Source organism: Lysobacter sp. (assembly GCA_013141175.1).
In the GTDB taxonomy this organism is placed as follows: domain Bacteria; phylum Pseudomonadota; class Gammaproteobacteria; order Xanthomonadales; family Xanthomonadaceae; genus Lysobacter_I.
Map to the genome: position 1 here is coordinate 3,300,591 of JABFRN010000001.1, position 23,326 is coordinate 3,323,916.

General features: G+C 66.0%; 26 protein-coding genes. 8 read left to right on the top strand and 18 right to left on the bottom strand.

Annotated features, from left to right (window positions below; translation table 11 throughout):
* Positions 1 to 70 precede the first annotated feature (70 nt).
* The 6 genes from HOP03_14490 to HOP03_14515 form a co-directional block, all read right to left on the bottom strand.
* Complete coding sequence (locus tag HOP03_14490) at positions 71 to 2,041, bottom strand: M2 family metallopeptidase (GenBank protein NOT89370.1); 1,971 nt, start codon at positions 2,039 to 2,041, stop codon at positions 71 to 73.
* A 107-nt stretch (positions 2,042 to 2,148) separates the two neighbouring features.
* Positions 2,149 to 2,688 carry a hypothetical protein gene (locus HOP03_14495; GenBank protein NOT89371.1) on the bottom strand — a complete coding sequence of 180 codons (540 nt, stop codon included), beginning with the start codon at positions 2,686 to 2,688 and terminating at the stop codon, positions 2,149 to 2,151.
* Positions 2,689 to 2,725: 37 nt separating this feature from the next.
* Positions 2,726 to 2,989 carry a cell division topological specificity factor MinE gene (minE, locus tag HOP03_14500; protein ID NOT89372.1) on the bottom strand — a complete coding sequence of 88 codons (264 nt, stop codon included), beginning with the start codon at positions 2,987 to 2,989 and terminating at the stop codon, positions 2,726 to 2,728.
* 4 nt (positions 2,990 to 2,993) lie between these two features.
* Positions 2,994 to 3,803, bottom strand: coding sequence for a septum site-determining protein MinD (gene minD, locus HOP03_14505; GenBank protein NOT89373.1), 810 nt, complete (start codon positions 3,801 to 3,803; stop codon positions 2,994 to 2,996).
* 46 nt (positions 3,804 to 3,849) lie between these two features.
* Positions 3,850 to 4,638 carry a septum site-determining protein MinC gene (gene minC, locus HOP03_14510; protein ID NOT89374.1) on the bottom strand — a complete coding sequence of 263 codons (789 nt, stop codon included), beginning with the start codon at positions 4,636 to 4,638 and terminating at the stop codon, positions 3,850 to 3,852.
* Positions 4,635 to 5,249 carry a GNAT family N-acetyltransferase gene (locus HOP03_14515; GenBank protein ID NOT89375.1) on the bottom strand — a complete coding sequence of 205 codons (615 nt, stop codon included), beginning with the start codon at positions 5,247 to 5,249 and terminating at the stop codon, positions 4,635 to 4,637. Before HOP03_14515 ends, minC begins: the two co-directional genes overlap by 4 nt.
* 181 nt (positions 5,250 to 5,430) lie before the next feature.
* On the opposite strand from HOP03_14515, the gene HOP03_14520 reads away from it, so the two are divergent.
* The 5 genes from HOP03_14520 (at position 5,431) to HOP03_14540 (ending at position 9,855) form a co-directional block, all read left to right on the top strand.
* Positions 5,431 to 6,666, top strand: a complete 1,236-nt coding sequence (locus HOP03_14520; GenBank protein ID NOT89376.1) for a sensor histidine kinase — start codon at positions 5,431 to 5,433, stop codon at positions 6,664 to 6,666.
* Positions 6,667 to 6,811: 145 nt separating this feature from the next.
* Positions 6,812 to 7,453 (top strand): response regulator transcription factor, encoded by a 642-nt coding sequence (locus HOP03_14525; GenBank protein ID NOT89377.1) that lies wholly within the window; start codon positions 6,812 to 6,814, stop codon positions 7,451 to 7,453.
* Positions 7,454 to 7,602: 149 nt separating this feature from the next.
* On the top strand, positions 7,603 to 8,685 hold the full coding sequence (locus HOP03_14530; protein NOT89378.1) for a polyketide cyclase: 1,083 nt from the start codon (positions 7,603 to 7,605) through the stop codon (positions 8,683 to 8,685).
* Positions 8,686 to 8,780: 95 nt separating this feature from the next.
* Entirely contained in the window at positions 8,781 to 9,137 is a 357-nt protein-coding gene (locus tag HOP03_14535; protein ID NOT89379.1) for a DUF423 domain-containing protein, read from the top strand.
* Positions 9,138 to 9,144: 7 nt separating this feature from the next.
* Entirely contained in the window at positions 9,145 to 9,855 is a 711-nt protein-coding gene (locus HOP03_14540) for a DNA-3-methyladenine glycosylase 2 family protein (GenBank protein ID NOT89380.1), read from the top strand.
* Between the two features lie 3 nt (positions 9,856 to 9,858).
* On the opposite strand, the gene HOP03_14545 is transcribed toward HOP03_14540, so the two are convergent.
* The 5 genes from HOP03_14545 to HOP03_14565 are packed head-to-tail and all read right to left on the bottom strand — an operon-like array spanning position 9,859 to position 13,716.
* Positions 9,859 to 10,923: an acyltransferase gene (locus HOP03_14545; GenBank protein ID NOT89381.1), complete on the bottom strand. Its 1,065-nt coding sequence runs from the start codon at positions 10,921 to 10,923 to the stop codon at positions 9,859 to 9,861.
* Positions 10,920 to 11,507 (bottom strand): hypothetical protein, encoded by a 588-nt coding sequence (locus HOP03_14550; GenBank protein ID NOT89382.1) that lies wholly within the window; start codon positions 11,505 to 11,507, stop codon positions 10,920 to 10,922. The genes HOP03_14545 and HOP03_14550 overlap by 4 nt, the downstream gene beginning before the upstream one ends.
* Complete coding sequence (locus HOP03_14555) at positions 11,504 to 12,322, bottom strand: D-alanyl-D-alanine carboxypeptidase family protein (GenBank protein ID NOT89383.1); 819 nt, start codon at positions 12,320 to 12,322, stop codon at positions 11,504 to 11,506. The genes HOP03_14550 and HOP03_14555 overlap by 4 nt, the downstream gene beginning before the upstream one ends.
* A 9-nt stretch (positions 12,323 to 12,331) precedes the next feature.
* On the bottom strand, positions 12,332 to 12,856 hold the full coding sequence (locus HOP03_14560; protein ID NOT89384.1) for a hypothetical protein: 525 nt from the start codon (positions 12,854 to 12,856) through the stop codon (positions 12,332 to 12,334).
* A 47-nt stretch (positions 12,857 to 12,903) separates the two neighbouring features.
* A complete protein-coding gene (locus HOP03_14565; GenBank protein ID NOT89385.1) occupies positions 12,904 to 13,716 on the bottom strand; it encodes an alpha/beta fold hydrolase in 813 nt (270 codons plus the stop codon).
* A 167-nt stretch (positions 13,717 to 13,883) separates the two neighbouring features.
* On the opposite strand from HOP03_14565, the gene HOP03_14570 reads away from it, so the two are divergent.
* A complete protein-coding gene (locus tag HOP03_14570; protein NOT89386.1) occupies positions 13,884 to 14,384 on the top strand; it encodes a hypothetical protein in 501 nt (166 codons plus the stop codon).
* On the opposite strand, the gene HOP03_14575 is transcribed toward HOP03_14570, so the two are convergent.
* Genes HOP03_14575 through HOP03_14585 form a run of 3 tightly spaced genes read right to left on the bottom strand, consistent with a single transcriptional unit; the run spans position 14,368 to position 15,644 of the window.
* Positions 14,368 to 14,547 (bottom strand): DUF4177 domain-containing protein, encoded by a 180-nt coding sequence (locus HOP03_14575; protein ID NOT89387.1) that lies wholly within the window; start codon positions 14,545 to 14,547, stop codon positions 14,368 to 14,370. The genes HOP03_14570 and HOP03_14575 overlap by 17 nt on opposite strands.
* Positions 14,544 to 14,726 (bottom strand): Arc family DNA binding domain-containing protein, encoded by a 183-nt coding sequence (locus HOP03_14580; protein ID NOT89388.1) that lies wholly within the window; start codon positions 14,724 to 14,726, stop codon positions 14,544 to 14,546. Before HOP03_14580 ends, HOP03_14575 begins: the two co-directional genes overlap by 4 nt.
* Positions 14,727 to 14,780: 54 nt before the next feature.
* Positions 14,781 to 15,644, bottom strand: coding sequence for an SPFH domain-containing protein (locus HOP03_14585; protein NOT89389.1), 864 nt, complete (start codon positions 15,642 to 15,644; stop codon positions 14,781 to 14,783).
* 151 nt (positions 15,645 to 15,795) lie between these two features.
* Here HOP03_14585 and purT point away from each other — a divergent pair, with 151 nt between their 5' ends.
* Both purT and HOP03_14595 read left to right on the top strand, forming a co-directional pair.
* Positions 15,796 to 17,025, top strand: coding sequence for a formate-dependent phosphoribosylglycinamide formyltransferase (gene purT, locus HOP03_14590; protein NOT89390.1), 1,230 nt, complete (start codon positions 15,796 to 15,798; stop codon positions 17,023 to 17,025).
* A 185-nt stretch (positions 17,026 to 17,210) separates the two neighbouring features.
* Positions 17,211 to 17,591, top strand: a complete 381-nt coding sequence (locus tag HOP03_14595) for a hypothetical protein (GenBank protein NOT89391.1) — start codon at positions 17,211 to 17,213, stop codon at positions 17,589 to 17,591.
* A 10-nt stretch (positions 17,592 to 17,601) separates the two neighbouring features.
* Here the strand turns inward: HOP03_14595 and HOP03_14600 are convergent, their stop codons facing one another.
* From HOP03_14600 to HOP03_14615, 4 genes are all read right to left on the bottom strand, one after another.
* Positions 17,602 to 20,526, bottom strand: coding sequence for an EAL domain-containing protein (locus HOP03_14600; GenBank protein NOT89392.1), 2,925 nt, complete (start codon positions 20,524 to 20,526; stop codon positions 17,602 to 17,604).
* 144 nt (positions 20,527 to 20,670) lie between these two features.
* Positions 20,671 to 21,963 carry an endonuclease/exonuclease/phosphatase family protein gene (locus HOP03_14605; protein ID NOT89393.1) on the bottom strand — a complete coding sequence of 431 codons (1,293 nt, stop codon included), beginning with the start codon at positions 21,961 to 21,963 and terminating at the stop codon, positions 20,671 to 20,673.
* A complete protein-coding gene (locus HOP03_14610; protein NOT89394.1) occupies positions 21,960 to 22,730 on the bottom strand; it encodes an arginyltransferase in 771 nt (256 codons plus the stop codon). Before HOP03_14610 ends, HOP03_14605 begins: the two co-directional genes overlap by 4 nt.
* Entirely contained in the window at positions 22,727 to 23,320 is a 594-nt protein-coding gene (locus HOP03_14615; GenBank protein ID NOT89395.1) for a hypothetical protein, read from the bottom strand. Before HOP03_14615 ends, HOP03_14610 begins: the two co-directional genes overlap by 4 nt.
* Positions 23,321 to 23,326: the final 6 nt, after the last annotated feature.

Consider the following 23,326-nt stretch of genomic DNA (forward strand, 5'->3'; position numbering starts at 1 on the left):
GCAGGATTGTTCGCCGCAAAGCAGAAGGCCGGCTCGCGCCGGCCTTCGATTCAATTGAGCGCGATGAAGGTCAGCGTTGCGCTGCGGGCGCCCCCGCCTGCCACCCACAACTCTGTCCCTCGTTCTGCTGTTTCAGCCACTCCTGCAGCGGCGAGAAGTATTCCAGCACTGCCGAGCCGTCCATCTTTTCGCCGCCGGTGAGTTCCTTCATGGTCTTCTGCCACGGTTGGCCAGCGCCTTTGCCCAGCATCGCCCAGTACTTCTGGCCGGCGTCCTTGTTGCCGTAGTAGCTGCATTCGTAGAGCGGGCCTTTGTGGCCGGCGGCGTCGCAGAGGGCTTTGTAGAACTGGAACTGCAGGATGTGGGAAAGGAAGTAGCGGGTGTAGGGGGTGTTGCCGGGGACGTGGTACTTCGCGCCGGCGTCGAAGAATTCCTCGCCGCGGGGGGCGATCGGGCCGACGCCCTGGTACTTGGCCTTGAGTTCCCACCATGCCTGGTTGTAGTGGTCGGGCTTGATCGAGCCGTCGAACACGCCCCAGCGCCAGCGGTCGATCATCAGGCCGAAGGGCATGAACGAGACTTTCGCCAGGGCCATGCGCATCTGCGCGTTGATCAGCGCTTCCTTGCTCTGGTCCTGCGCGTTGACCAGGCCGATCGATTCCAGGTATTTCGGGGTCATGCCGAGGACGATGGTGTCGCCGATGGCTTCGTGGAAGCCGTCGTGCGCGCCGGTCTGGAACAGCGGCGGTTTGTCGTTGTAGGCGAGGTAGTAATAGACGTGGCCGAGTTCGTGGTAGATCGTGGTGAACTCTTCCTCGTTCGGCTTGATGCACATCTTGGTGCGCACGTCGCCGCCCATGGTCATGTCCCAGGCGCTGGCGTGGCAGACCACGTCGCGGTCGCGCGGCTGGATGAACTGGGTGTTCTGCCAGTAACTTTCCGGCAATTTTGGCATGCCCAGCGAGACGTAGAAATCCTCGGCGCGCTGGGTCATCTGTTTGGCGGTCGCCAACTGCGCTTCGCGGTCGGCCTCGACGATTTTCTCCGCAGTCGCTTCGCCTTCGATCTTCGCGCGCGCGGCGGAAAGATTGCGCTGGTACTGCGCCTGCAGCGCGCTGTTGATGTCGAGGCTGCCGGCGCCCTTGTACGGTTCCAGCACGTCCCAGAGGTTGCCCCAGTCCTGTTGCCACATATTGCCCATCAGATGCGCGGGCAGCATGCCGCCGGCGACCTGGCCCTTGTCGGCGCCGTATTTGGCTTTCAGTTTGGTGCGGGTGTAGCAGTGCAGTTGTTCGTAGAGCGGTTTGACCTGGCCCCAGAGGCGGTCGGTTTCGGCGGCGATTTCGGCGGGACTCATGTCGTAGCCAGAACGCCACATCTCGCCGGTGTCGGCGAAGCCCATGCCTTTCGCGCCGTCGTTGACCAGTTCGGCGAAGCGCACGTAATCCTTGCGCATCGGCTGCGAGATGGTGTGCCAGCCCTGCCAGGCATCGAGCTGCGCCTGATAGTCGCGGCTCTTGGCCAGCACTTCGCTGAGTTCGCCCAGATCGCGGCATTGCTGCTTGTCGCCTTCGCCGGTGCAGTACTTGCCCGCGCCGTAGTCGCCTTCCATCTTGGTGGCGATCCTGGTGAGTTCCTCGAGCTTCTTGGCGTCGTCCGGCGGCGGCATCGCGGTCGAGAGTTTCAGCAGCAGGATGGTGCGCGCGCTTTCCGGCGACATCTTCTGGCCTTCGAACGGCTTCGCCGCCTTGATCCAGGTGTTGAGCAGGGTGAGATAGCGTTCGTTGGCCTTTGCGGCGATGGCCTGGGTGTCGTCGGTGATGTAGGTCGACGACAGCCACTGCGCTGCGGTCAGATCCGGATAGATCGCCCTGTATTCCTGATTGACGCGGGCCACGAAAGCGTCGGCGTCCGCATCGGCCTTGGCGGCTGCGGCGGTGTCGCCGGTCGCGGCGTCGCCCGAAGCGTCTTTCTTGCATGCCGACAGGGACAGCAGGCCGGCGCCGATGGCGAGGGCCAGAAGGGTGGTGCGATGGTTCACGGGGACTCTCCGGTGGCCGGATGGCTTCAGCCCGGGAGGCTAGTGTTCCGCGCCGGTTGGCGCAAGGGCGGGCGTTGGACGGGCAGGTTGCGGGGGACGCCGAACCCTCACCCCCGGCCCCTCTCCCGGCGGGAGAGGGGAGCAAGCCCTTCCGGGAGATGCGGCAGTGCGTGCAGGAAGGCCGCCGCGTCTTCGGCATCCTGCTCGAACCAGGCCCGGGCCGAGCCCAGCCGGAAGGTGTAGCCCCAGGCGTCCATGTCGGCGAATGCGCGTTCGATGCCGAAGCCGCGCAGTTCGTCGGCCAGCAGCAGTTGGAGGTAGCAGGTCGCGTCTTCCTCGAATTGCGAGTCGCTGGCGTCGGTATGGACCCGGGCGCGCAGCTCCGGCGGAATGACGATGAGATGGCAGGCTTCGTGCAGCAGCGAGTGCACCGGCGTATCGCGCCGCGCGTACACGGTGCTGCCGATCACGCCGGCTTCGCGTTCGCCCCAGAAACTGCCGGGAATGGGCGCGTCGTCGTCGATCGGTTCGAAATGCAGACCGTAGCGCGCGAGCAGCGCGATCGCCTCGGCGCGATCGATTTCGCCGAGGGTGAGGACTTTGGATCCTGTGGGAGCGGCGGAAGCCGCGATTGGAATATCGGGCATGGTTCATCGCGGCTGAAGCCGCTCCTACAGGAGCGGGTCAGGTCGGGGAGGGGCGGCCGTCGGGCAGGGCCACCGAGATGTCGAGGACATCGTGGTCGCCGTCTTTCGCCATTTCGACCCGGACCGCATCGACATCGACGCTGACGTATTTGCGGATCACTTCCAGCAGTTCGCGCTGCAGCAGCGGCAGGTAGTCGGGGGCGCCACGGCTGCTGCGTTCCTGCGCGACGATGATGCGCAGGCGTTCCTTCGCGACCGAGGCGGTGTTCTTCTTGGGCTTCAGGAAGTCGAAGAGGGACATGGGCTCAGCCTCCGAACAGCTTGCTGAAGAAACCCTTCTTCTCGAACTGCGTGAAGCGCATCGGACGGTCCTCGCCGAGCAGTCGGGCGACGGCGTCGTCGTAGGCCTGTCCGGCGTTCGATTCCATGTCGAGGATCACCGGCTCGCCCTTGTTGGAGGCATTGAGCACGTCCGGCGATTCGGGGATCACGCCGACGGTCTTCAGGCCGAGCACGTCTTCGACATCCTTGATGCTGAGCATTTCGCCGGTTTCGACCCGCGCCGGGCTGTAGCGGGTGAGCAGCAGGTGTTCCTTGACGCGCTCGCCGTTCTCGGCGCGCTTGGTCTTCGAGGCGAGCAGGCCGAGGATGCGGTCGGAGTCGCGGACGCTGGAGACTTCCGGATTCACCACCACCACCGCCTGGTCTGCGAAATACATCGCCAGGAACGCGCCTTTTTCGATACCGGCGGGCGAGTCGCAGAGGATGATGTCGAAACCGTCGTCGGCCAGGTCCTTCAGCACTTTTTCCACGCCTTCCTTGGTCAGCGCGTCCTTGTCGCGGGTCTGCGAAGCGGCGAGCAGATACAGCGTCTCGAAGCGTTTGTCCTTGATCAGCGCCTGCTTCAGCGAGGCTTCGCCGTGGATGACGTTGACGAAGTCGTACACCACGCGGCGCTCGCAGCCCATGATCAGGTCGAGGTTGCGCAGGCCGACGTCGAAGTCGATGACCGCGACTTTCTTGCCGCGCCGTGCGAAACCGCAGGCGAGGCTCGCGCTGGAGGTGGTCTTGCCCACGCCGCCCTTGCCCGATGTGACTACGATGATTTCAGCCAAAGTCGTTCTCCCGTAAAAATGTCTTGCCGATGAAGGCGGGCCGCACTCAGGCAAGCGCGGCGATATGGATCTGTTCGTTGTCCAGCCACACCTGCACGGCCTTGCCGCGCAGTTCGGCCGGAAGATCCTCCATGACCTTGTAGTGCCCCGCGATCGCGACGAGTTCGGCGTGGAACTCGCGGCAGAAGATGCGGGCCTTGTCGTTGTCGCGCGCGCCGGCGAGCGCACGCCCGCGCAGCGCGCCGTAGATGTGGATCGAGCCGTCGGCGATCACTTCGGCGCCGGCACCGACGGTGCCGAGCACGGTCAGATCGCGCTGATCGGCGTAGATCTGCTGGCCGGAGCGGATCGGCGCGGTGTGGACCATGCCGATGTCGGCGGCGGGTTTGACGACCGGTGCGGCAGTTGCAGGTGCGGCTTTTTTTGTGGGAGGGGCTTCAGCCCCGACGGTCGGGGCTGAAGCCCCTCCCACAGAGGCATCGGCTGCGGGCTCGTATTGCGCACGGAATTTCGCCAACAGCGGCAAACCCAGTTCGACCGCCAGACGCTCGTTCTCGCCGCTGCCCCAGGCCAGTGCGACCGGAATCACGCCCGCATCGCGCAGTGCGACGAGCAGTGCGCGCGCGGTCGCCACATCGGGCGTTCCGGGCAATCCGCCGAAATCGACGATCACCGCCGCGCGCTCGAACAGTTTCGGCGCGCGTGCGACGCGGTCGCGCATTTCCGCGCCGAGACGTTCGACATCGAGCGTGCGTACGCGCAGGTTGGCGATGCCGACCTGGCCGATCTTCAGATCGCCGGCCAATTCGTAGTTCGCGGTCGGTGCCGCGCTCATGCGCCGGTTCCGGTGGCGAGCGGCGGCTGCAGATCGATCCGCGGCGCGGCCAGCCACGGCACGTTCGGCAGGTGCGCGCCGTAGGTATCGCGCACCCAGGGATAGCTGCAGAGTTCTTTCATCAGCATCGACGTGCGCAGGCCGGTTTCGGCCATCAGCTGCTGGCCGACCTCGCGGAAGCCGAAGCTGCCGTGGAACAGCAGGGCGGGATCGGCGCGCGAGGGGTCGCTGCCGGCATCGAGGAAGACTTCGCAGGCCAGTTGCGGGTAGCGCAGCTCGGCGTAGCTCTGGGCATCGGCGTAGAACGCGCGGCCCACGCCACCGCCGCGGCGGCGGCTGGCGACCACGATGCGGTCGATATAGAAGAAATCCGGGTAGCGTTCGGCGAACCAGCGGAAGTTGCTGCTGTCGTGGTCCGCATGGTTGCCCACACCGATCATGAAGCCGACGAAGGTGCCGCTGCGCTCCGCCACGCGGAAGTATTCGGCGGTGTCGAAGAAATGACGCAGGCGGGGCGGGTCGAAAGGCAGGATCGTGGGGCCGGCGGCATTGTTCAGGGCAAGGACGGAATCCAGCTCGTGCTCGCGCACGTCGCGGATGACAATCGACATTCCAATGGCTCCGGCAGTGGGTGCGGGGCGGGGGCCGGCACGGTGGGCGCGAAATTATCGCACGTGCGCCTGAACCCGGCGAGGTCGGCGACTGGCGGGTGTCCGGGCGATTTGCGCGAAGTGCCGCCATGCATGACTTCCGGTGGGGGGCAGGGGATGGATGCTGGCCTACACTGCAGAGATGTTCACGCGCATGAACCACAGCCGTTTGCTGCGTTACGCAGGCCTCTTCACCTGGGGCATGGTCGGCGTGCCGCTGCTTTTGCTGTCGCTGCAGGCGGTGGAGGGCGGCGACGAGGCGGTCGGGCCGCTGTCCTGGCAAGGGTGGACGGCCTGGGGCGTGTTCGGCGTGTGCTATGCCTGGTTGACGCGGGGGCTGGGCAGTCGCCGGATCGTCCTGCTGGACCATGGCGTGCTGTTGCTGCTCACCGCCAGCGCGGTCGCGGTCAGTTACTACAACGAAAGCGGGCTCGGCAGCATTCTGTTGACCGTGGTCGCCTATCTGCTGCCCTGGCTGTTGCCGGTACTGGTCGGTGTGGCCTGGATGGTGATCAGCCAGATCGCGATCGTGCCGGTGTTCATCGCGATGGGCATCCCGCCGGTCGAGGCGGTCATGCTTTCGCTGCTGTACGCGGCGTTTTCCAGCTTCATCTTCGTGACCAGCCTGGTCGCCCGCCAGCAGGCGCAGGCCCGGGAAGAGCAGCGTCGACTGAATGCGGAACTCCGCGCCACGCGCGCGCTGCTTGCGGAGAGCGTCCGGGTCAATGAGCGTACCCGCATTTCCCGCGAACTCCACGATTTGCTGGGCCATCATCTGACAGCCCTCAGCCTGAATCTGGAGGTCGCGATCCACCTGGCCGACGGCAAGGCCCAGGAGCATGTATCCCAGGCCCATACGCTGGCCAAACTGTTGCTCAGCGATGTTCGCGAGGCGGTCAGCCGGATCCGCGACAGCGATGCCATCGACATGGCCGCGACCTTGCTCCCGCTGGCCGACAACGTTCCCGGATTGCATATCGATATGCGATTGCCGACGCCATTCCTGATCGACGACGCCGAGCGCGCCCACGTATTGCTGCGCTGCACACAGGAAATCGTCACCAATGTGGTTCGGCACGCGCAGGCGACCACGCTGGAGCTGCATTACCGCTGGTGCGGCGATGGCATCCAGCTGCAGGCCCGCGACGACGGCCGGGGTGCCGATAGCCCGGTGGCCGGCAATGGTCTGCGCGGGATGCGCGAACGGTTGGCGGCATTTGGCGGTCAGGTCGAGATCGACACCCGGCCGGGCAGCGGCTTCCATCTGACCCTCTTGCTGCCGGTGATCCAGGCGCCCGGCCGGATGGGTCTGCCGCTGGAGCTTCCGCAGGTGGTGGTGCCGATGGGCCAGCCGCCGGTCAGCGAGGCGGCTGCTTGAGCGCATCCGGACGAAGATCTGAAGGCTGCTGCGTCCGGGGCGGCCGGCTACACGTATTCAACAGGGGGAGATGGCTCGCTGTCCCGCCACCGCGACCTGCCGGGATCGGCTGGCGCGTTTCCGTTACAAGGACACTGGAGGCATCATGATTCGCGTTTGTCTGGTCGACGATCAGACCCTGGTACGCCAGGGTATCCGCTCGCTCTTGGCGCTTGCCGAGGGTATCGAAGTCGTGGCCGAGGCGTCCGACGGCCGTCAGGCGGTCGAGTTGATCCCGCAGATCAATCCCGATGTCGTTCTGATGGACATGCGGATGCCGGCGATGTCCGGTCTCGAGGCGCTGCAGGCGCTCAGCAAGCTCAACCAGCTTCCGCCCACCATCATCCTGACCACCTTCGACGACGACCAGCTGGTGCTGGCCGGCATGAAGGCCGGGGCCAAGGGCTATCTGCTCAAGGACGTCTCGCTCGAGCAACTGGTGGGCGCGATCCAGGCGGTGGCTGGCGGCGGTTCGCTGGTCCAGCCGGCCGTCACGCAGCGGCTGCTCTCGGGCCTGGAGCACATGCGCAACGACTTCGTCAGCCTCGACCGCCCGGACCCGCTGACCGACCGCGAGACCGAAATCCTGCGCCTGATGGCCTCGGGCTTCTCCAACAAGGAGATCGCCAACTCGCTGGGCGTGGCCGAGGGCACCATCAAGAATCACGTGTCGAATATTCTGTCGAAGCTTGGCGTCCGGGACCGCACCCGCGCGGTGCTCAAAGCGTTCGAGCTGCAGCTGATCTGAGCGGGCTGCCGCCCGTGCGCCTCCCGGCCGCGTCCCGGTCGCCGGGTTGTTTTCGTCTCCCGGTCGGGCGCTCGCTCCTCACCGGGGTTCCCTGATACGATTCGGGTCTTGCCCGCCATGAGCGGGTATTGGTCCCGGAGAGCCCCTGCATGACCCGTCTGATCGAGATTCTGATTTCCCTGGCGATCGTTGCCGCGCTGTTCCTCATCGTCGGCCTCGTGCTGCCCTCCAGCCGATATCTGGTCGAGCGGGTCGAAACGAACCGCAAGTTGAGCATCGTGTACGACACGCTGAACAATTTCAGCCGCTTCAAGGATTGGAACGCGACTCCGCTCCGCGACCCGAAGATGGAAACCCGGATCTCCGGTCCGGCTTCCGGCGTCGGCGCCGAATTCCACTACGACTCCAAGAACGACGCAGTGGGCAGCGGCAGTTGGAAGATCGTCGAAAGCGTGCCGAACGAACTGGTCGCGATCAGCATCGAAAACGATCGCATGGGTACGGACAAGCGCACCGAATTCAAGCTCAAGCCGACCGGCAACAACAATCGCAACGTCGAAATCGCGCAGAGCTACAAGGTCAACTACGGTTGGAATCTCTTCGGTCGTTATGCCGGCCTGTACGTGCGCAGCCACGTCGGCGACGACATGAAGTTCGGCCTGGCCAAGCTCACCAACATGCTCGCGTCGATCCCGAACATCGATTACGCGGTCTACGGCGAGAAGCTCACCGGCCTGTCCGTCGCCCAGATTCCGGCCGAGCACCTGCTGTTCGTGCCCGCCGGTACGCTCGAATTCGACGATCCGGTGATCGAGAAGTCCATGCGCGCCAACATGGAATGGATCAACCGCACGATGGCCTCCAGTGGCCTGGTTGCCACCGGTCCGATGCGCATCATCACCAGCGAGCAGGGCCGCGAAACCTATACGTTCGACGTCGCGCTGCCGGTGCGCAAGGCTTCCGATGCCGAAGGCGCCGCCGTCACCGGCGAACTGACCGGCCTCAGCCTGCAGGGCCCGGTGAAATACCAGCTGTTGCCGGCACGCCGTGCGGTCACCGGCAAATTCATCGGCTACATCCGCGAACTCGAGAACGTCCGCAACGCGCTCCGCGCCTGGTCGGCGCCGCGCGGGTTCGAAATCACCGACCGTCCGTACGAGGTCTACGACAGCGGCATCGACGGCGCATTCAAGGAAGACGGCCAGTTCACCGCGTACTGGACGATCAAGTAACCCGCGGGGATGTCCGCCGGTTCCGTCTTGTGTTCCGAAGCGCCGCACACTGCGGCGCTTCGCGTATGTGGTGCTCGAAGCCGGTGCGCCCGGCGATGAAACCACGCTCCTCGCATCGTGCGCTCGCCGCCGCTGGCGCACTGCTCGCGGGCGCGGGCGTGGCCCTGTCGGCTTACGCTGCGCATGGCGCCGAGGGCGCTGACCGCGCCAATCTCCAGTCCGCTGCGCTGTTCGCGCTGGTGCATGGCGTCGCGCTGGCGGCGCTGTCGCGGCAGACGCCGCATCGTCTCGGCATGGCCGCGCTGTCGGTGCTGGTGATCGGCGTACTGTTGTTTTCGGGCTCGCTGGTGGCGGCGCACTTCTTCGCTGCACCGACCCGGCTCGCGCCGCTGGGCGGTTCGCTGCTGATCCTCGGCTGGCTGCTGTATGCCGTCGATGCGTTTCGACGTTGAGGTCGCCATGCCCAGACACGCCCGTGGATTCGACACCCAGGCCGCTTACGATCATCTGGCCAGGCGCGACCGAAAACTCGGCGCTTGGATGAAACGCATCGGCGCGATCGACGCCGACCCGCGCTGGCGCAAATCCTTCGATCCGGTCGATGCGCTGGCGCGGGCGATTCTCTATCAGCAGCTCAGCGGCAAGGCGGCGGCGACGATCGTCGGCCGGGTCGAAACCGCGATCGGCAGCGACCGCTTCCATTGCGACACGCTGGCGCGCTGCGACGACGCCACGATCCGCGCCTGCGGCGTGTCCGGCAACAAATTGCTGGCATTGCGCGACCTCGCGATGCGCGAGGGACGCGGCGAAATTCCGGCGCTGCGGCAGATGTCGACGATGGACAACGACGCCATCGTCGATGCGCTGGTGCCGGTGCGCGGGATCGGCCGCTGGACGGTCGAGATGATGCTGATGTTCCGTCTCGGCCGCGCCGATGTGTTGCCGATCGACGACCTGGGGATCCGCAAGGGCGCGCAGGTCGTCGACAAGCGCGACGATATGCCGGCGCCGAAAGCGCTGGCCGAACGCGGCGAACGGTGGGGCCCGTATCGCACCTATGCCAGTTTCTATCTGTGGCGGATCGCCGATTTCGGCGCGCAGGCGACATCCAGAACGTCAGCGGCAACGAAAACGAAAACGAAAACGCCGACCAAACGCTCGCAGGATTGAACGTCAGCGGCTCGCGTCGGCGGGCGCTGCAACGCGTTTGAGCAGGCGCCGGTTTTTGAGCAGATGCTGTTTCCAGACCAGCGCCGGTTGTTCGATCAGGAACCACGACAGCGCAGCGCAGATCAGCGCGAGCACGGTCGCGGCAGCGGTGTTGCCCGGAGCGGTGGTGGCACCGGCGAGGAATGCGAGCTGCTGCATCGGCCAACCGTAGAGATACAGGCCATACGAAAGATCGTTTTTCGCGATCGCCGGCAATTTCGGTATCAGCGCGATGTAGAGCGTGGCGTAGGCGAGCAACGGCGCATATGCCAGTCCGAACCACCATGTGCCGCGCACTGCCAACGCTGCGGCCAGCAATGCCAGCAATGGCCAGATCGACAGCGGAATGCGCTGGCGATACACCCAGCACAGCGTGCCGGTGATGAAGAACCCGGTCACCCACAGCAGATTGAGCAGGTGTTCGGGCAACGGCGCACGCAGGTAGGCCAAAGCGCATGCAACCGCGATCGCCAGCGTCCAGGCCGGCAGATAGCGCTTCGGCGCGAGCATGCCGGTCAGCCCTGCGGCCACCAGGGCGAGATAGAGGCGACCCTCGATCGGCAGCGTCCACAGCGATCCGTTCACGGCGGTTCGGGGCAGCGCGTCGAATACGCCGGGCAGCCAGAACTCCGCACGCCACAGACTGGCGTTCGCCCACAGATAGCGCCACGTTTTCGCATCGCCCCAGTAGTCGGGTGCGGTGGTGAGCAGCGGCCCCAGCGCGCAGACGCTCAACAGAACGCAGACGATCAGCGCGGGATAGATGCGCAGCGCGCGCGCCAGCAGGAATTCGCGCAGCGGGTTGCGCTGGAAACTGGCCGCGACCAGAAAGCCGCTGATCAGGAAGAACGCGTCCACCGCCAGTGCGCCGCCTGATTTGATATGCGTGAGCGCGCCGATGGCATCGACACCGGCGCTGCCGGTGATCGCCCAGCTGTGGCTGTAGATCACCAGCCATGCGGCGATCAGCCGGATCAGATTGAAATTGTTGCGGCCGGATGCCCAGGCCGACTCGATCGTCGGCGTCATTCGGCGTCGGCGGGCTTCAGGGTCAGGGTGGTGGACAGCTGCAGCAGCGAATCCTTGTCCGGGTGATCGATCCGCGCTTCGATGCGGTAATCGCCGAGCGCGTCCCCGGGCTCGAAGCGGATCTTCAGCTCCACCGGCGAAAGCTGCAGGATGTGTCCCGGCGCCGAAGGCTGCGATTGCGCCAGCGACATTTCTTCGGGATTGCCGTAATCCGAGCCGTCGGGCGCGACCACGCGCAGTCGCAGTTGCGCTCCGCAGGGCGCCTTGTTTGCCGCGATGGTGTCCTGCGCGGCGTCATCCAGCGCACAGCCGGCGTACAGCACCAGGACCGATACCGTGTCGCCGCGGCGCGCGCTGTCGGTGGTCTGCAGTTTCGGCGAGTGATCGGTCGCGGTGCCGTACCACTCTTCGTGGAAGCGTTTGGATTCCGCTTCGGTCGCGACCTGCAGCATCGCGCCGAAGCCGCGTTCGGACTGCTGCGATGGCGTGTCTTCGAGCATGACGCCGTCCGGCGTGCGCCATCCTGCATCGGCGGTCGTTGCAGCGAGCGCGAGCAACAGCGCGAGTGCGGGGGAACGGATCATGCGTGGATCTCTTGCGGATGCGGTTCGGAATAACGCCAGTGCCAGGGCTCGTAGACGATGCCGTGCGGATTGTCGCGCGGATAACTCATCGCGAAGCCATGATTGCCGGCATGCTCGCGCAGCCATGCGAACGCGGTGGTGAGCTCGAAGGACTCTTCCGCTGGCGGCTCGCCGGGCGCACCGATGTCCAGCGCACGGCCGCTGTGATGTTCGCTGAAGCCCGGCGCGGCGTTGACGGTGAGAATCCCGTCGACCGGAATTCCGCGTGCGAGCTTGCGTTCGAAGATACCGAGTTGGTAATCGTGGCTGCGATAACCGGAGATCGCCTCCAGCACGATGCCGTCGCGCAGCGCGGCGGCGCGCAGGCCGGCCCATGCGCGCGCGGCGCGGGGATGCAACCACAGCGGGCGGCGATAGCGATCGAAACCGGCGTGCGCCAACCATCGCGGCTCGGCGACCAGCGGCAGGCCGATGCGTTTGCCGTATCCGTCGGCGTCCAGTCCCAACGCGTCCAGCCGTTCATGCAGCGCATGCAGCGGCAGAATGCCCGGATCGCGCACGCCAACGTGCGGCAACGGTGCGTCCACGGCATCGAGCGCGGCGTCGATGCCCGATGCGCGGCTCCAGTGCGGATCGAGCGCCATCCAGCCTTGCGGCAGTTCTGCGACGAGATAGCGTCCGTCGCGTTTGCGCCGCAGCACCCAGCGCGCCGTGGAGACGATGCGGGCATCGCGGTTGCTGCGTGCGGCGAGCAGCCAGGCTGGCCAGGCTTCGATCCGGGCGGTGTTGAGCAGGATGCGGGGCAGGGGACGCATCGGTACAGATTAGCGTCGCGCCCCGGCCTCCGCCATGGTCTTGAGCGCGTCCAGCAGGGTCTGCGGACGCTCCAGGCTCAACAGCAGCATGCGACCGCTGCGCTCCGGCAGCGCCAGCACTTTCGTCCTGTCGGTGAGCAGCACGAAGGCGCGGGAGCGGTTGCGAAGCCGGAAGTGCCCGGCCTGATAGCCCGGCATGGCGGTGCCGAAGGTCTTCAGGCCGGGCTTGAGGGTCGCGTTGTCCGCCAGATTCACGACACGCGCGGCGGCGACATCCAGATCGGCCGTGCGCACGCGGGCGGTGTTGACGCCCGCTGCGATGGTGAGCAGACCGTCATCGAGCACGACATGCCGCCTGCGTACCGTCCATACGATGAAAACGCCGGACAGAACGATGATGATGCTGGCAAGCCATGCCCACGGTGCTTCGCGCGCGGCAAACCAGATGCCGACCATTGCGGCGAGCAGACTGATGGCCAATACCGGCATCACCAACCTCAGGTCGGGCGGGACAATGATGAATTCACGATGCATGTTGATCTCTCTTCGTCATGCCTGTGGAGGTGTGTGCGGGGTGCCGCTTACTTCGGCGGCTGTGCAGCGATCCACGCGGCGATGTCGGCGATCAGCGTGGCGTCGACGTGTCCGGGCGTCTGGTATTCCTGCAGATTGCCGTCGCCTTCGCCGGGAATCGCGAGATGGTTCAGCGTTTCGTACAGCTTGAACGTCGCGCGCGGGCTGTCGTGGAACGCGTCGCGCCAGCCTTGCCAGTCGGCGTCGACCACCTGGATATCGCGCGCGCCCTGCAGGAACAACAGCGGTTGTGCGATCGCGCGCGCTTCCGAGATTTGATCGACGGCGTCGACGCTGCGCCAATACGCGGGCGCGATGCCCATCGGTGCCTGCGCCGCAGCGATCTCGCGACCGCTGCGCACCGCAGCGACCTGATCGACCAGCTGTTGGATCGCGATGCTTTCGGCATCGCTGGTCTTGCCGTCGTTGAGGATGGCCATGCGTCGGTTCTGTTCGATCAGGATGTCGAGCAGGGGCCGCGATGGCGCCGCGAGCAGGATCAGCCCGGCGATCCGCGGGTCGCGCGCAGCGATCCGCGGCGCCAGCATTCCACCCTGGCTGTGGCCGAGCACGAACACGCGTTTCGGATCGATGCCGGCTTGTTCGCGCAGCAGTGCGACCGCGCGCACCGCGTCGTCGGTGGTTTCCAGATCGATGCTGCCGCCGTCGGCGAATTCCTGCGGATGGGCCTTGGTACGCTTTTCGTAGCGCAGTACCGCAACGCCGCGTTCGGCGAGTCCACGGGCGATGTCGAGGAGCGGCCGGTTCGGGCCGATCGTGCTGTCGCGGTCCTGCGGGCCGGAGCCGTGGACGAGCACCACGGCGGAAAAGGGACCCTCGCCGCCGGGCATCGCCAGCGTCGCCGGCAGGCCGGTCGCTTCGTCGCCGATGCGCAGGTCCAGCTCGCGGTAGTTCGCGTCGGCAGCGACCGGTGGTGCGGCGGGCGCGGTCGCCGGTGCGGCAGGGCGGATCGCGGTTTCGCGATCCGGTGTTCGGCATCGAACGCGAGCATCGCGTCCAATTCGGCGTTTTCGTAATGCAGTGGAATGATCACCAGGGTGCGGCCGTCGCGGTCGACCACGCGCGCTTCGCCGCGCGCCTTCAGTGCGCCGGTCTGCGCCGGCAGCGCTTTCCAGCCCTGCGCCAACTGCTCGGCGGTGATCGCACTGGCCATGGTCGTATCGAAGCGGGCGTGCACGGCGGCGAAATCGCCAGAGTCCATCGTATCGAGGACCTTGTTCGACTCGCGCGCAGCGTCGAAATCCTGGGCCTGCGCGCGCGGCGAGAGCAGCATGCCGAGCCCCAGCAGCAGAGCCAGCATGGACAGCAACAGCGCGCGGGTCGCGATGCGCCCTTCGCCGGGGCCACGGTCGAGACGACGCTCGATCTGGCGGATGATATGGATCATTGCAATGCTCCTGTCGCTCGCCGCATCGCGTCGTTTGAAGACATGCGGCTCGAGTGTCGGTCGTTCATTTGGGTTTCTTGAAATACAGCGTTGCCCGGTTCATGGCCAACTGGATCACGTCGACCAGCTCCCAGCCCTGCATCCCCTGCTGATTCAGCACTTCCTGGACATCATCGGCATTGAGCATCATGCGCATGCCCTTGGTTTTCACATCGATCACTTTGTACGTCCAGTGCGCGCTCACGTCTCATCCTCGGTCTTGGGTACGGTCTTGTCGGGCAGCCGCCCAGCCTTGCGCAGGGCGTCGCGCAGCAGGTATTCGATCTGTGCATTGAGACTGCGCAGCTCATCGTCGGCCCACCGCTGCGCCGCCGACAGGACTTCGGCGTTGATGCGCAGCGGATAGGCTTTCTTCTCTGACATGATCGGCGTTCTTGCGTAGGGTGTTCTTGCGTAGGAGCGGGGCTTCGGCCGCGATCAGTACAGCGTGCCGGCGTTGATCACCGGCTGCGTGGCGCGCTCGCCGCACAGCACCACCAGCAGGTTGCTGACCATCTGCGCCTTGCGCTCTTCGTCCAGATGCACCACGCCGTTCTTCTGCAGCGCTTCGAGCGCCATCTCGACCATGCCCACCGCGCCGGCGACGATCCGCGTACGCGCGGCGATGATCGCGTTGGCCTGCTGGCGCTGCAGCATCGCCTGGGCGATCTCGGGCGCGTAGGCGAGATGGCTGATGCGCGCGTCGAGGACGGTGACGCCGGCGTCGGCGAGGCGGTCCTGAAGTTCTTCCATCAAGTGCTTCGACACCTCGGCGGCGTGGCTGCGCAGCGCGAACTGGCCGTCCTCGTGCTGGTCGTAGGGATAGCTGGTGGCCATCGTGCGCACCGCCGATTCCGACTGGATGTGCACGAAGCTTTCGTAGTCGTCGACGTTGTAGACCGCCTCGGCGCTGTCCACGACCTGCCAGACGATGACGGCGGCGATCTCGATCGGGCTGCCGTCCAGTTCGTTGACCTTGAGCTTGCTGCTCTCGAAGTTGCGTACGCGCAGCGAGACTTTCTTCTTGCCGTAGAAGGGGCTGCTCCAGCGCAGGCCGCCGTCCTTCACGGTGCCGACGTATTTGCCGAACAGGTTCAGCACCGCCGCCTGGTTGGGCTCGATCTTGTACAGGCCGAAGAGCAGGAAAAATGCGGCAATGCCGATCAGCACACCGAGGATCAGGATCCACGGCGATGCGCTCGCGGCACCGCCGATCACCGCAAACACACCGACAGCGATGGCCGCCAGCAGGACCAGCAGGACCGGGATGCCCGGGATCGAGGGGAAGGGATTCTCTTTCATGGCGATGGCTCGCAGGTGGTGTTGAAGGATTAATTGATATCAAAAAGATATCACTTTGTGCAATCAAAACCGGACGAGCGGTTGATCTTGTGGGCGGGGTTTCCGCAAGTGACTGATTTAAAATCGACTCTTTCCAATAGGCCTGCCGCCCATGCCCGCTCCCGAAGCCCTCGAATTCGGCACCCCGTTGTCTCCGTCCGCCATCCGCGTGCTGCTGCTGGGTTCGGGCGAGCTGGGCAAGGAAGTCGCGATCGAGCTGCAGCGCTTCGGTTGCGAGGTCATCGCCGCCGACCGCTACGCCGACGCCCCGGCGATGCAGGTCGCGCATCGCAGCCATGTGCTGAACATGCTGGACGGGCAGGCGCTGCGCGCTCTGATCGCGGAGGAAAGACCGACCCTGATCGTCCCCGAGATCGAGGCGATCCACACCGAAACCCTGGTCCAGTTGGAGCATGAATTCGCCGGTCGCGGCACCCATACCCGGATCGTCCCGACCGCACGCGCCGCACGGCTGACGATGGACCGCGAGGGCATCCGCCGGCTCGCGGCCGAAACCCTCGGCCTGCCGACGTCGCCGTACCGGTTCGTCGATACGCTCGACGACTATCGCGAAGCGGTGTCGACGATCGGTCTGCCGTGCGTGGTGAAACCGGTGATGTCCTCGTCGGGCAAGGGCCAGAGTCTGGTGCGCAGCGCCGACGACATCGACAAGGCATGGGACTACGCGCAGACCGGCGGACGCGCCGGCGCCGGACGCGTCATCGTCGAAGGCTTCATCGACTTCGATTACGAAATCACGATGCTCACCGTGCGTCATGCCGGCGGCACCGATTTCTGCGCGCCCATCGGTCATCTGCAGCGCGACGGCGACTACCGCGAAAGCTGGCAGCCGCAGCCGATGTCGCCGCGCGCGCTGGAACGCGCGCAGCGGATCGCGCAAACCATCACGGATGATCTCGGCGGCTGGGGCCTGTTCGGCGTCGAGCTGTTCGTGAAGGGCGACGAGGTGTGGTTCTCGGAAGTTTCGCCGCGCCCGCACGACACCGGTCTGGTCACCCTGATTTCGCAGGATCTCAGCCAGTTCGCGCTGCACGCGCGCGCGATTCTCGGGTTGCCGATCCACGTGGCCGGCAACGGTGCCATCGGCCAGAAGGGGCCGTCGGCCTCGTGCGCGGTGCTGGCGCATGGTCATGGCGTGCCGGTGTTCGAGCATGTCGCCGATGCGCTGCGTGCGCCCGATACCGCGCTGCGCCTGTTCGGCAAGCCCATCGTCGAAGGCCATCGTCGCGTGGCGGTGACGCTGGCGCTGGGCGAAGACATCGACACCGCGCGTGCGACAGCGCGCGACGCCGCTGCGGCGTTGAAGATCGAACTGCGCTGAGCCGATCCAAGCGCGCCGGACCCGGTAGAGCGGCCTTCAGGCCGCTGTTTTTTTTACAACCGATGCCTGCAGTCGATGCTTGCCGGCCGACAAGACGACGCAGTGGCGCGAAGGCCGCTCTACCGCCCGCATCGGGAGACGCATGGTTTCCTGCTACGCTTCCGCGACTTGTTGAGGAGACCTCGATGGACGACAACAACGGCTATGCGGTGTTCTTTTTTCCGCAGGCGCTGGAAGCCCTGGGCGAAGCGATCCATCCGTTCCTGCAGGACGGTCCTGCCGGTCCGCACGTCGCCTGCCATACCGTCGATACCGGTGGCGCATTCATCGAAATGACCCTGCAAGGGCGCACACCGGAAGGCAAGCCGGTTTCGTTGGAGCTGATGGTGCCCAGCGGCATGGTGCGGATGATCGTATCGACCCACAGCGACGAGATGTTCGGCTTCGGCCTGCATGCATTCTCGAAGCCCGCCGCGGCGCTGCCGGTGCTGGGTCCCACTGCGGAACCGGCGAGCGCACCGTCCGAGGCGTTGCCTTCGAGCGCAGGACCGCAGGCCAACGGCTGATTGGTTGCCGTCAGTGCTGCAGGGCGCCGCGACGGCGACCGCCATGCGCACGCAGCAGCGGTTTCGGTACGCCCAGCAGAAAGCCCTGGCCGAACTGGCAACCCTGGTCGATCAGGATCCTGCGCTGCGCTTCGGTTTCGATGCCCTCGGCGATGGTGTCGATGCCCAGGGTGAGCGCCATCGCCAGGATCGCGCGCACCAGGGCCAGGCTTTCCGCGCTGGAATCGCTGTCCAGGCCGGCGACGAAACTGCGGTCGATCTTCAGTCCCTGGATCGGGAAGCGATGCAGGTACGAGAGCGCCGAAAATCCGGTGCCGAAATCGTCGAGCAGGGCGGCGATGCCGTGATTGCGCAGATCGCGCAGGATCCGCAATGCGCGCGGCGCGTCCTCGATCAGCGCGACCTCGGTGATCTCGATGCGCAGCCGGCGCGGATCCTGGTCGGCTTCGTCGAGCATGCGCAGCAGGCGGTCGGAGAAATTGTCGGAAAGAAAATGCCGCGGTGAGACATTGATCGAGACGTAATGTTGCGGGTATTCGCCCATCGAGGCGATCACATGCGCGTACATCAGCCAGTCGACCTGTTCGATCAGGCTGCTGTCCTCGCCGACGCCGATGAACGCGGACGGCGTGAGCAGGCCGCGTTCTTCGTGGTTCCAGCGCACCAGCGCTTCGCTGCCCACCTGCTCGCCATCCTGCAGGCGCAGGATCGGCTGGAAATGCGGCTCGAACGCGTCGTGCATGATCGCGCGGCGCAGGTCGGCCTCCAGGTCGAGCAGGCGCATCGCTTCGGCGCGCATTTCTTTGTCGAACACTTCGCTGCGGTTGCGGCCCAGGCGCTTTGCCCGGTACATCGCGGCATCGGCGTCGCGCAACAGCTCCTCGCTCTTGCGGTAGCGCGGGTGCCACAGGGCGATGCCGATGCTGGCCGAAGGAAAGATTTCGCGGCCTTCGATCCACATCGATTGACCCAGGGCGCGCAGGATGTGCGCGGCGCAGCGCTCGGCCGCTTCGGGCCCTTCGATGTTCTCGGCGAGAATCGCGAATTCGTCGCCACCGAGGCGAGCGACCAGATCTTCGCGCGCGACCACTTGCGAAATCCGGCGACTGGATTCGACCAGCAGTTCGTCGCCGGCGACGTGGCCGACGCTGTCGTTGATCAATTTGAAACGATCGATATCGAGGAACAGCACCGCGAACGGTTTGCCGTCCGCGCTGCTGATCCGCGCGATGGCGTCGTCGAGACGTTCCTGCAACTGGCCGCGATTGGGCAGCCCGGTGAGGCTGTCGTGGCGCGCCTGGTGGCGCAGGCGCTGCTCCGCGCGAAGACGCTCGGCGATCTGTTCGCGCAGCTCGTGGTTGGTTTCGGCCAATTCCCGGGTGCGGGTCTCCACCCGCGCCTCCAGTTCGGCGTGCGCGGTCACCAGCCTGCGCTGCGCGCGCTTGCGCGTGAGCGCGGCGTCGACGTGGTGGGCGACGAACGTCAGCAGTTCCTGGTCGCGTTCCACGAAACTGATCTCCGGGGTGTAGCTCTGCACGCCGATCACGCCGACCACGGCATCGTCGCGGGTCAGCGGTACGCCCAGCCAGCAGTGCGCGAGCGGCCCGAAACTGCGGACCAGGCCTTCCGATTCCAGTGCCTGGATGTGCGCGCGGTCGGCGAGCAGGGCGCGCCCGGTACCGATCACGTATTCGGTCAGCCCTTTCGCGCGTGCGCGGTCGCGGTGCGGGCGCGTATCCATTTCGTCCGCGGCATAGGGAAATTCGATGTGCTTGCCGTCGTCGCTGAGGAACGCGATGTAGAAGTTCTTCGCGTACAGCAATTCACCGATGATCGAATGCAGGTCTGCGTAGAAACGCTCGAGGCTGTCCGCGGTCATCGACAGTTCGGTGATGCGGAACAGCGCCTGCTGCAGTTTTTCGGCGCGCTCGCGATCGATCACCTCGGCCTGCAGTTCGTAGTTGGCCTGTTCCAGCGCGCGGGTCCGCTCTTTCACCCGCCACTCCAGTTCCACCTGGGCGGTCTTGCGGTCCAGCGCGGTGAGGATGTGCTGCGCGACGTATTCCAGCAGCGCGCGGTCCTCCGCGTCGTAGCGGTCGGCGTTCTCGTAGTCCTGCACAACGATCGCGCCGCAGACCTGCGCGCCGCGCAGCAGCGGCACGCCCAGCCAGTCCTCGCTGAGCGGTCCGCCGGCGTATTCCTCGCTGGCGATGTTCATGCCCCGCAGGATGCTGCGCGGTGCCCCGATCAGCGGCTTGCCGTGCTGCAGCAGCGCCGCCGTCATGCTGTGCATGCCCTGGTCGATCGCGAATTCGGTTTCGGAATCGGGATCGAACCGGTCGCGGCTGTCGGCGAAGTACAGGTAGCGGATCGTCGCGTGCTTGCCGTCGTACTGGACGATGTAGAAATTCTCCGCGGGCATCAATCCGCCGACGACCTGATGGATCCGCGCCAGCATGTCGTGCATTTCCAGACCGGAGCCCGCGAGATCGGAGATTTCGTACAGCGCCTGCTGCAGCCGTTTGGATTTTTCCAGCGCCTCGATCCGTGCGCCCGCGTTGGCGATGCTCAGCGACGCTGCGAGCAGTCTGTGCGCCAGTACGAACCACGATGCCTGCATCCAGTCGGCCGGTGGCGACCCGCCGAATGCGAGGCCGATGACCGTGCGGCTGCCGTCGTCGCCGTCGTGGCGGTCGATCCTTGCCTGGGCCGATGGTGCAGGTGGCGCATCCTCGAGGTGCGCCAGCACATCGGCCCGCAACGCCTCATCGCTGGAGGCGTTGCGCGCGCTTCCGGAACCGAGACGGACGTGCCTCCATGCAATGGCGAGCTGCGTGTCTGCGGGCAACGTGCCGAGCAGCGCATCGATCACTTTTTCCGAAGTGATTCCAGCAGCCAGAGCTTCCCCGGCGCCATCGTCTGTCCCTGTATCCATGTCGTGATGGCCGAGGGTCATGGACGGAGCATATACCCGAACTTTCGGCAGGGACAGGGAGCGTCGAAGTCGCATCGAAGTGCTCACGCGACGATCGCGTTTGCGATAGACGGGGTCTTTCGTCGACCATGCCGGAACGGCGGATCACTCTGCCGGCATCAGATCGATCCACACCGCGTGATGGTCCGATGCTTTGGCGATGCCGGCATCCACGGCGCCGGGCGCGGGCCAGAATACGCCGCTGCCGACGACGCGCAGCCCGAGCGAAGGCAGCAGATGATCCAGTCGCAGATTGCCGACCCCGGGACCGAAGTCGCCGGTGTCCTCGGCGGGGTCGCCGCGATGGCGGGCATTGGCGCCGCCGACTTCGCGCGCGGCGGCCACGGCCCCGGCGCTGCGCGGCGCCGGGTGGCGCAGCATGCGCGCGTGTTCGATCAGCGCCACGATCGCGTCATGACGGCCGTCGCCATCGACCGGATCGTTGTTGAGGTCGCCGGCGATCACGAAACGCTCGCCTGCCGGCAATCCGCCGCAGCGGCCGACGTCGTCGCACAGCCACGCGGCATCGGATGGATCGTTGTCGAGGTATTCGCGCCACAGCCGCAGCTCGTCCGCATTGCGCGCACCGTTGCGATCCTCGGGCCCGTCGAACACCGGCGGGGTCGGGTGCGACGCCAGCAGATGCAACAGGCCGTGCGGCGTACGCACCGGCACGTCCCAGTGCGATTTCGACGACAGCCGCAGCTGGCGCCAGACCGCTTCGGGGTAGTAGTACCTGCGCGCGCGCGGGTCGATCGGCGATGCGGCGTCCGGCATCGCGCTCCATTTCAGCTGTTGGAAGGTACGCACCTGTGCGCTGTCGATGGGATACCGCGACAACACCAGCATGCCGTACTGGCCGGGGTGCAGGCCGTAGCCCCAGGCATCGTTGCCACGATCCCGCCCATCGCCGCCGACGATCCCGTTGGCATCCAGATCCAGGCCGCTGGGGACGCCGGTGTTGACCGGTGCGAAGTAGCGGTAGGCGTAGCGCAGCGCCTGCGCATCCTCACCCTGCGCCACTTCGAGGTAGTCGTGCTGGAACAGATCGGCGGCGCGGCCCGCAGCGTCGTAATCGAATTCGTTGAGCAGCACCACATCCGGGCGCACGCGCTGCAACACTGCGGCGATGCTGCGCGCGGTCGGGTCGCCGGCTTGCAGTCGTCGGATCAGGCCGCCGTCGCTCTCGTCGTACAGCGAGGTGTTGTAGGTCGCGACCCGCAGCGGCAGCGATGCGGCGATCGCGTCCTCGACGCGCTGCGCCGCGCCCGCCAGCGCGGCCTCCGGATCGCCGTGCACCCGGAGGCGCACGCAGCCGGCCAAAACAACCGGAAGGGCGACGAAAAGCGCCGCGACGAATACTCGAATCGGCGTGTGGGGCGTGAATGGCGGCGTCATGGCGTTGCGTCTCCGGAGTTGCGCGACCAGCCGTGGCCGTCGAAGGATTCCAGCGGCCGGTAGCGGCGTTTGTAGGCCATCTTGCGATGCCCGTCGATCCAGTATCCGAGATACAGATGACGTTTGCCTTCGCGCTGCGCCCACGCGATCTGCTGCAGGATCGCGAAGGTGCCGAGACCGCGTTCGGCGGCATCGGGATCGTAGAACGTGTACACGGCGGACATCGCATCCGCGACGACATCGGTCACCGCCACCGCCAACAGTTCGCCCGTGCCGTGCGCCTGCCGCGTACGCAGTTCGAGGAAGCGGCCCTGGCCCCAGGCGCTGACCAGGAACTGGTCGAATTCGGCCGGACCGTGCCCGTCCATGCCGCCGCCCGCGTGACGCGCGCCGAGATAGCGCTGGTACAGCGCGAAGTGTTCTTCGTTGCGCTCGGCGGGCAGCACCCGTGCTTCCAGGTCCGCATTGCGTGCGAGGCAACGCCGCTGGCTGCGATCGGGGCGGAATTCCGCGACCGGGATCCGCACCGCGACGCAGGCCTGGCAATCGCGGCAGTGCGGCCGGTAGATCAGGTTGCCCGAGCGGCGGAAGCCCCAGGTCAACGCCATCGGATAGGTCTGCGCCAGCCGTGGATCGCCGGGATCGAACACCAGATCGCGCGCCTGGCGCTCCGGCCAATAGCCGCAGGCATGGTCTGTGGTATGGAACAACCGCAGCGGTTCATTGATGTCGATGTCTTCCCGTTCGTCCTGAATGTCGCTGTTCATGGCGATGCCTGCAGCGCGTGCAAGCTCAGCCAGTAGCCGCTTGCGGCCAGGCCGCCAGTGGCGGCACCCGCCACGATGTCGCGCGGCCGATGCCGCGACAACCGCAGCCGCGACCAGGCGACGATGCCGGCGAACGCGCAACCGGCACCGACCGCCGCCGCGCCCAGTGGCCACAGCAGGCCGGCCGAGTAGACCGCGAACGAGGCGTGCAGCGAAAGCTTGCACCAGCGCACGACGGATATCGCGATTGCGACGATGCCCGCCGACAGTGCGAGCGTCAGGGCGAGATCGGGCGTCGGCGATCGTAACCACGCCACCAGTGCGCCGATCGTGATCCCCACCAGCAGCGTGCGGTTCAGGGATTTGCGTTCCGACGGCTGGCTGGCATCGACATGCGCCCAGCGACTGCGCCGTACCTGCCACCACGACCAGCCCAGCAGCAGCGCGGCGAACAGCGCGAAGCCGATCAGCATCGATCGCAGGGTCGCGTGATCCGCATCGCGCATCGCGGCCGGCAGCGCCAATGCCGCCGGCAGCACCAGCAGCGGGTGGCCGAGGATCGAGACAGCGCGGGCGAGGCGATCGAGCATGCGGGC

Coding starts and splice junctions, on each gene's coding strand:
- HOP03_14495 (NOT89371.1), bottom strand. CDS start 2,688: ATGCCCGATATTCCAATCGCGGCTTCCGCCGCTCCCACAGGATCCAAA.
- minE (NOT89372.1), bottom strand. CDS start 2,989: ATGTCCCTCTTCGACTTCCTGAAGCCCAAGAAGAACACCGCCTCGGTC.
- minC (NOT89374.1), bottom strand. CDS start 4,638: ATGAGCGCGGCACCGACCGCGAACTACGAATTGGCCGGCGATCTGAAG.
- HOP03_14515 (NOT89375.1), bottom strand. CDS start 5,249: ATGTCGATTGTCATCCGCGACGTGCGCGAGCACGAGCTGGATTCCGTC.
- HOP03_14520 (NOT89376.1), top strand. CDS start 5,431: ATGTTCACGCGCATGAACCACAGCCGTTTGCTGCGTTACGCAGGCCTC.
- HOP03_14525 (NOT89377.1), top strand. CDS start 6,812: ATGATTCGCGTTTGTCTGGTCGACGATCAGACCCTGGTACGCCAGGGT.
- HOP03_14530 (NOT89378.1), top strand. CDS start 7,603: ATGACCCGTCTGATCGAGATTCTGATTTCCCTGGCGATCGTTGCCGCG.
- HOP03_14535 (NOT89379.1), top strand. CDS start 8,781: ATGAAACCACGCTCCTCGCATCGTGCGCTCGCCGCCGCTGGCGCACTG.
- HOP03_14540 (NOT89380.1), top strand. CDS start 9,145: ATGCCCAGACACGCCCGTGGATTCGACACCCAGGCCGCTTACGATCAT.
- HOP03_14545 (NOT89381.1), bottom strand. CDS start 10,923: ATGACGCCGACGATCGAGTCGGCCTGGGCATCCGGCCGCAACAATTTC.
- HOP03_14550 (NOT89382.1), bottom strand. CDS start 11,507: ATGATCCGTTCCCCCGCACTCGCGCTGTTGCTCGCGCTCGCTGCAACG.
- HOP03_14555 (NOT89383.1), bottom strand. CDS start 12,322: ATGCGTCCCCTGCCCCGCATCCTGCTCAACACCGCCCGGATCGAAGCC.
- HOP03_14560 (NOT89384.1), bottom strand. CDS start 12,856: ATGCATCGTGAATTCATCATTGTCCCGCCCGACCTGAGGTTGGTGATG.
- HOP03_14580 (NOT89388.1), bottom strand. CDS start 14,726: ATGTCAGAGAAGAAAGCCTATCCGCTGCGCATCAACGCCGAAGTCCTG.
- HOP03_14585 (NOT89389.1), bottom strand. CDS start 15,644: ATGAAAGAGAATCCCTTCCCCTCGATCCCGGGCATCCCGGTCCTGCTG.
- purT (NOT89390.1), top strand. CDS start 15,796: ATGCCCGCTCCCGAAGCCCTCGAATTCGGCACCCCGTTGTCTCCGTCC.
- HOP03_14595 (NOT89391.1), top strand. CDS start 17,211: ATGGACGACAACAACGGCTATGCGGTGTTCTTTTTTCCGCAGGCGCTG.
- HOP03_14600 (NOT89392.1), bottom strand. CDS start 20,526: ATGGATACAGGGACAGACGATGGCGCCGGGGAAGCTCTGGCTGCTGGA.
- HOP03_14605 (NOT89393.1), bottom strand. CDS start 21,963: ATGACGCCGCCATTCACGCCCCACACGCCGATTCGAGTATTCGTCGCG.
- HOP03_14610 (NOT89394.1), bottom strand. CDS start 22,730: ATGAACAGCGACATTCAGGACGAACGGGAAGACATCGACATCAATGAA.
- HOP03_14615 (NOT89395.1), bottom strand. CDS start 23,320: ATGCTCGATCGCCTCGCCCGCGCTGTCTCGATCCTCGGCCACCCGCTG.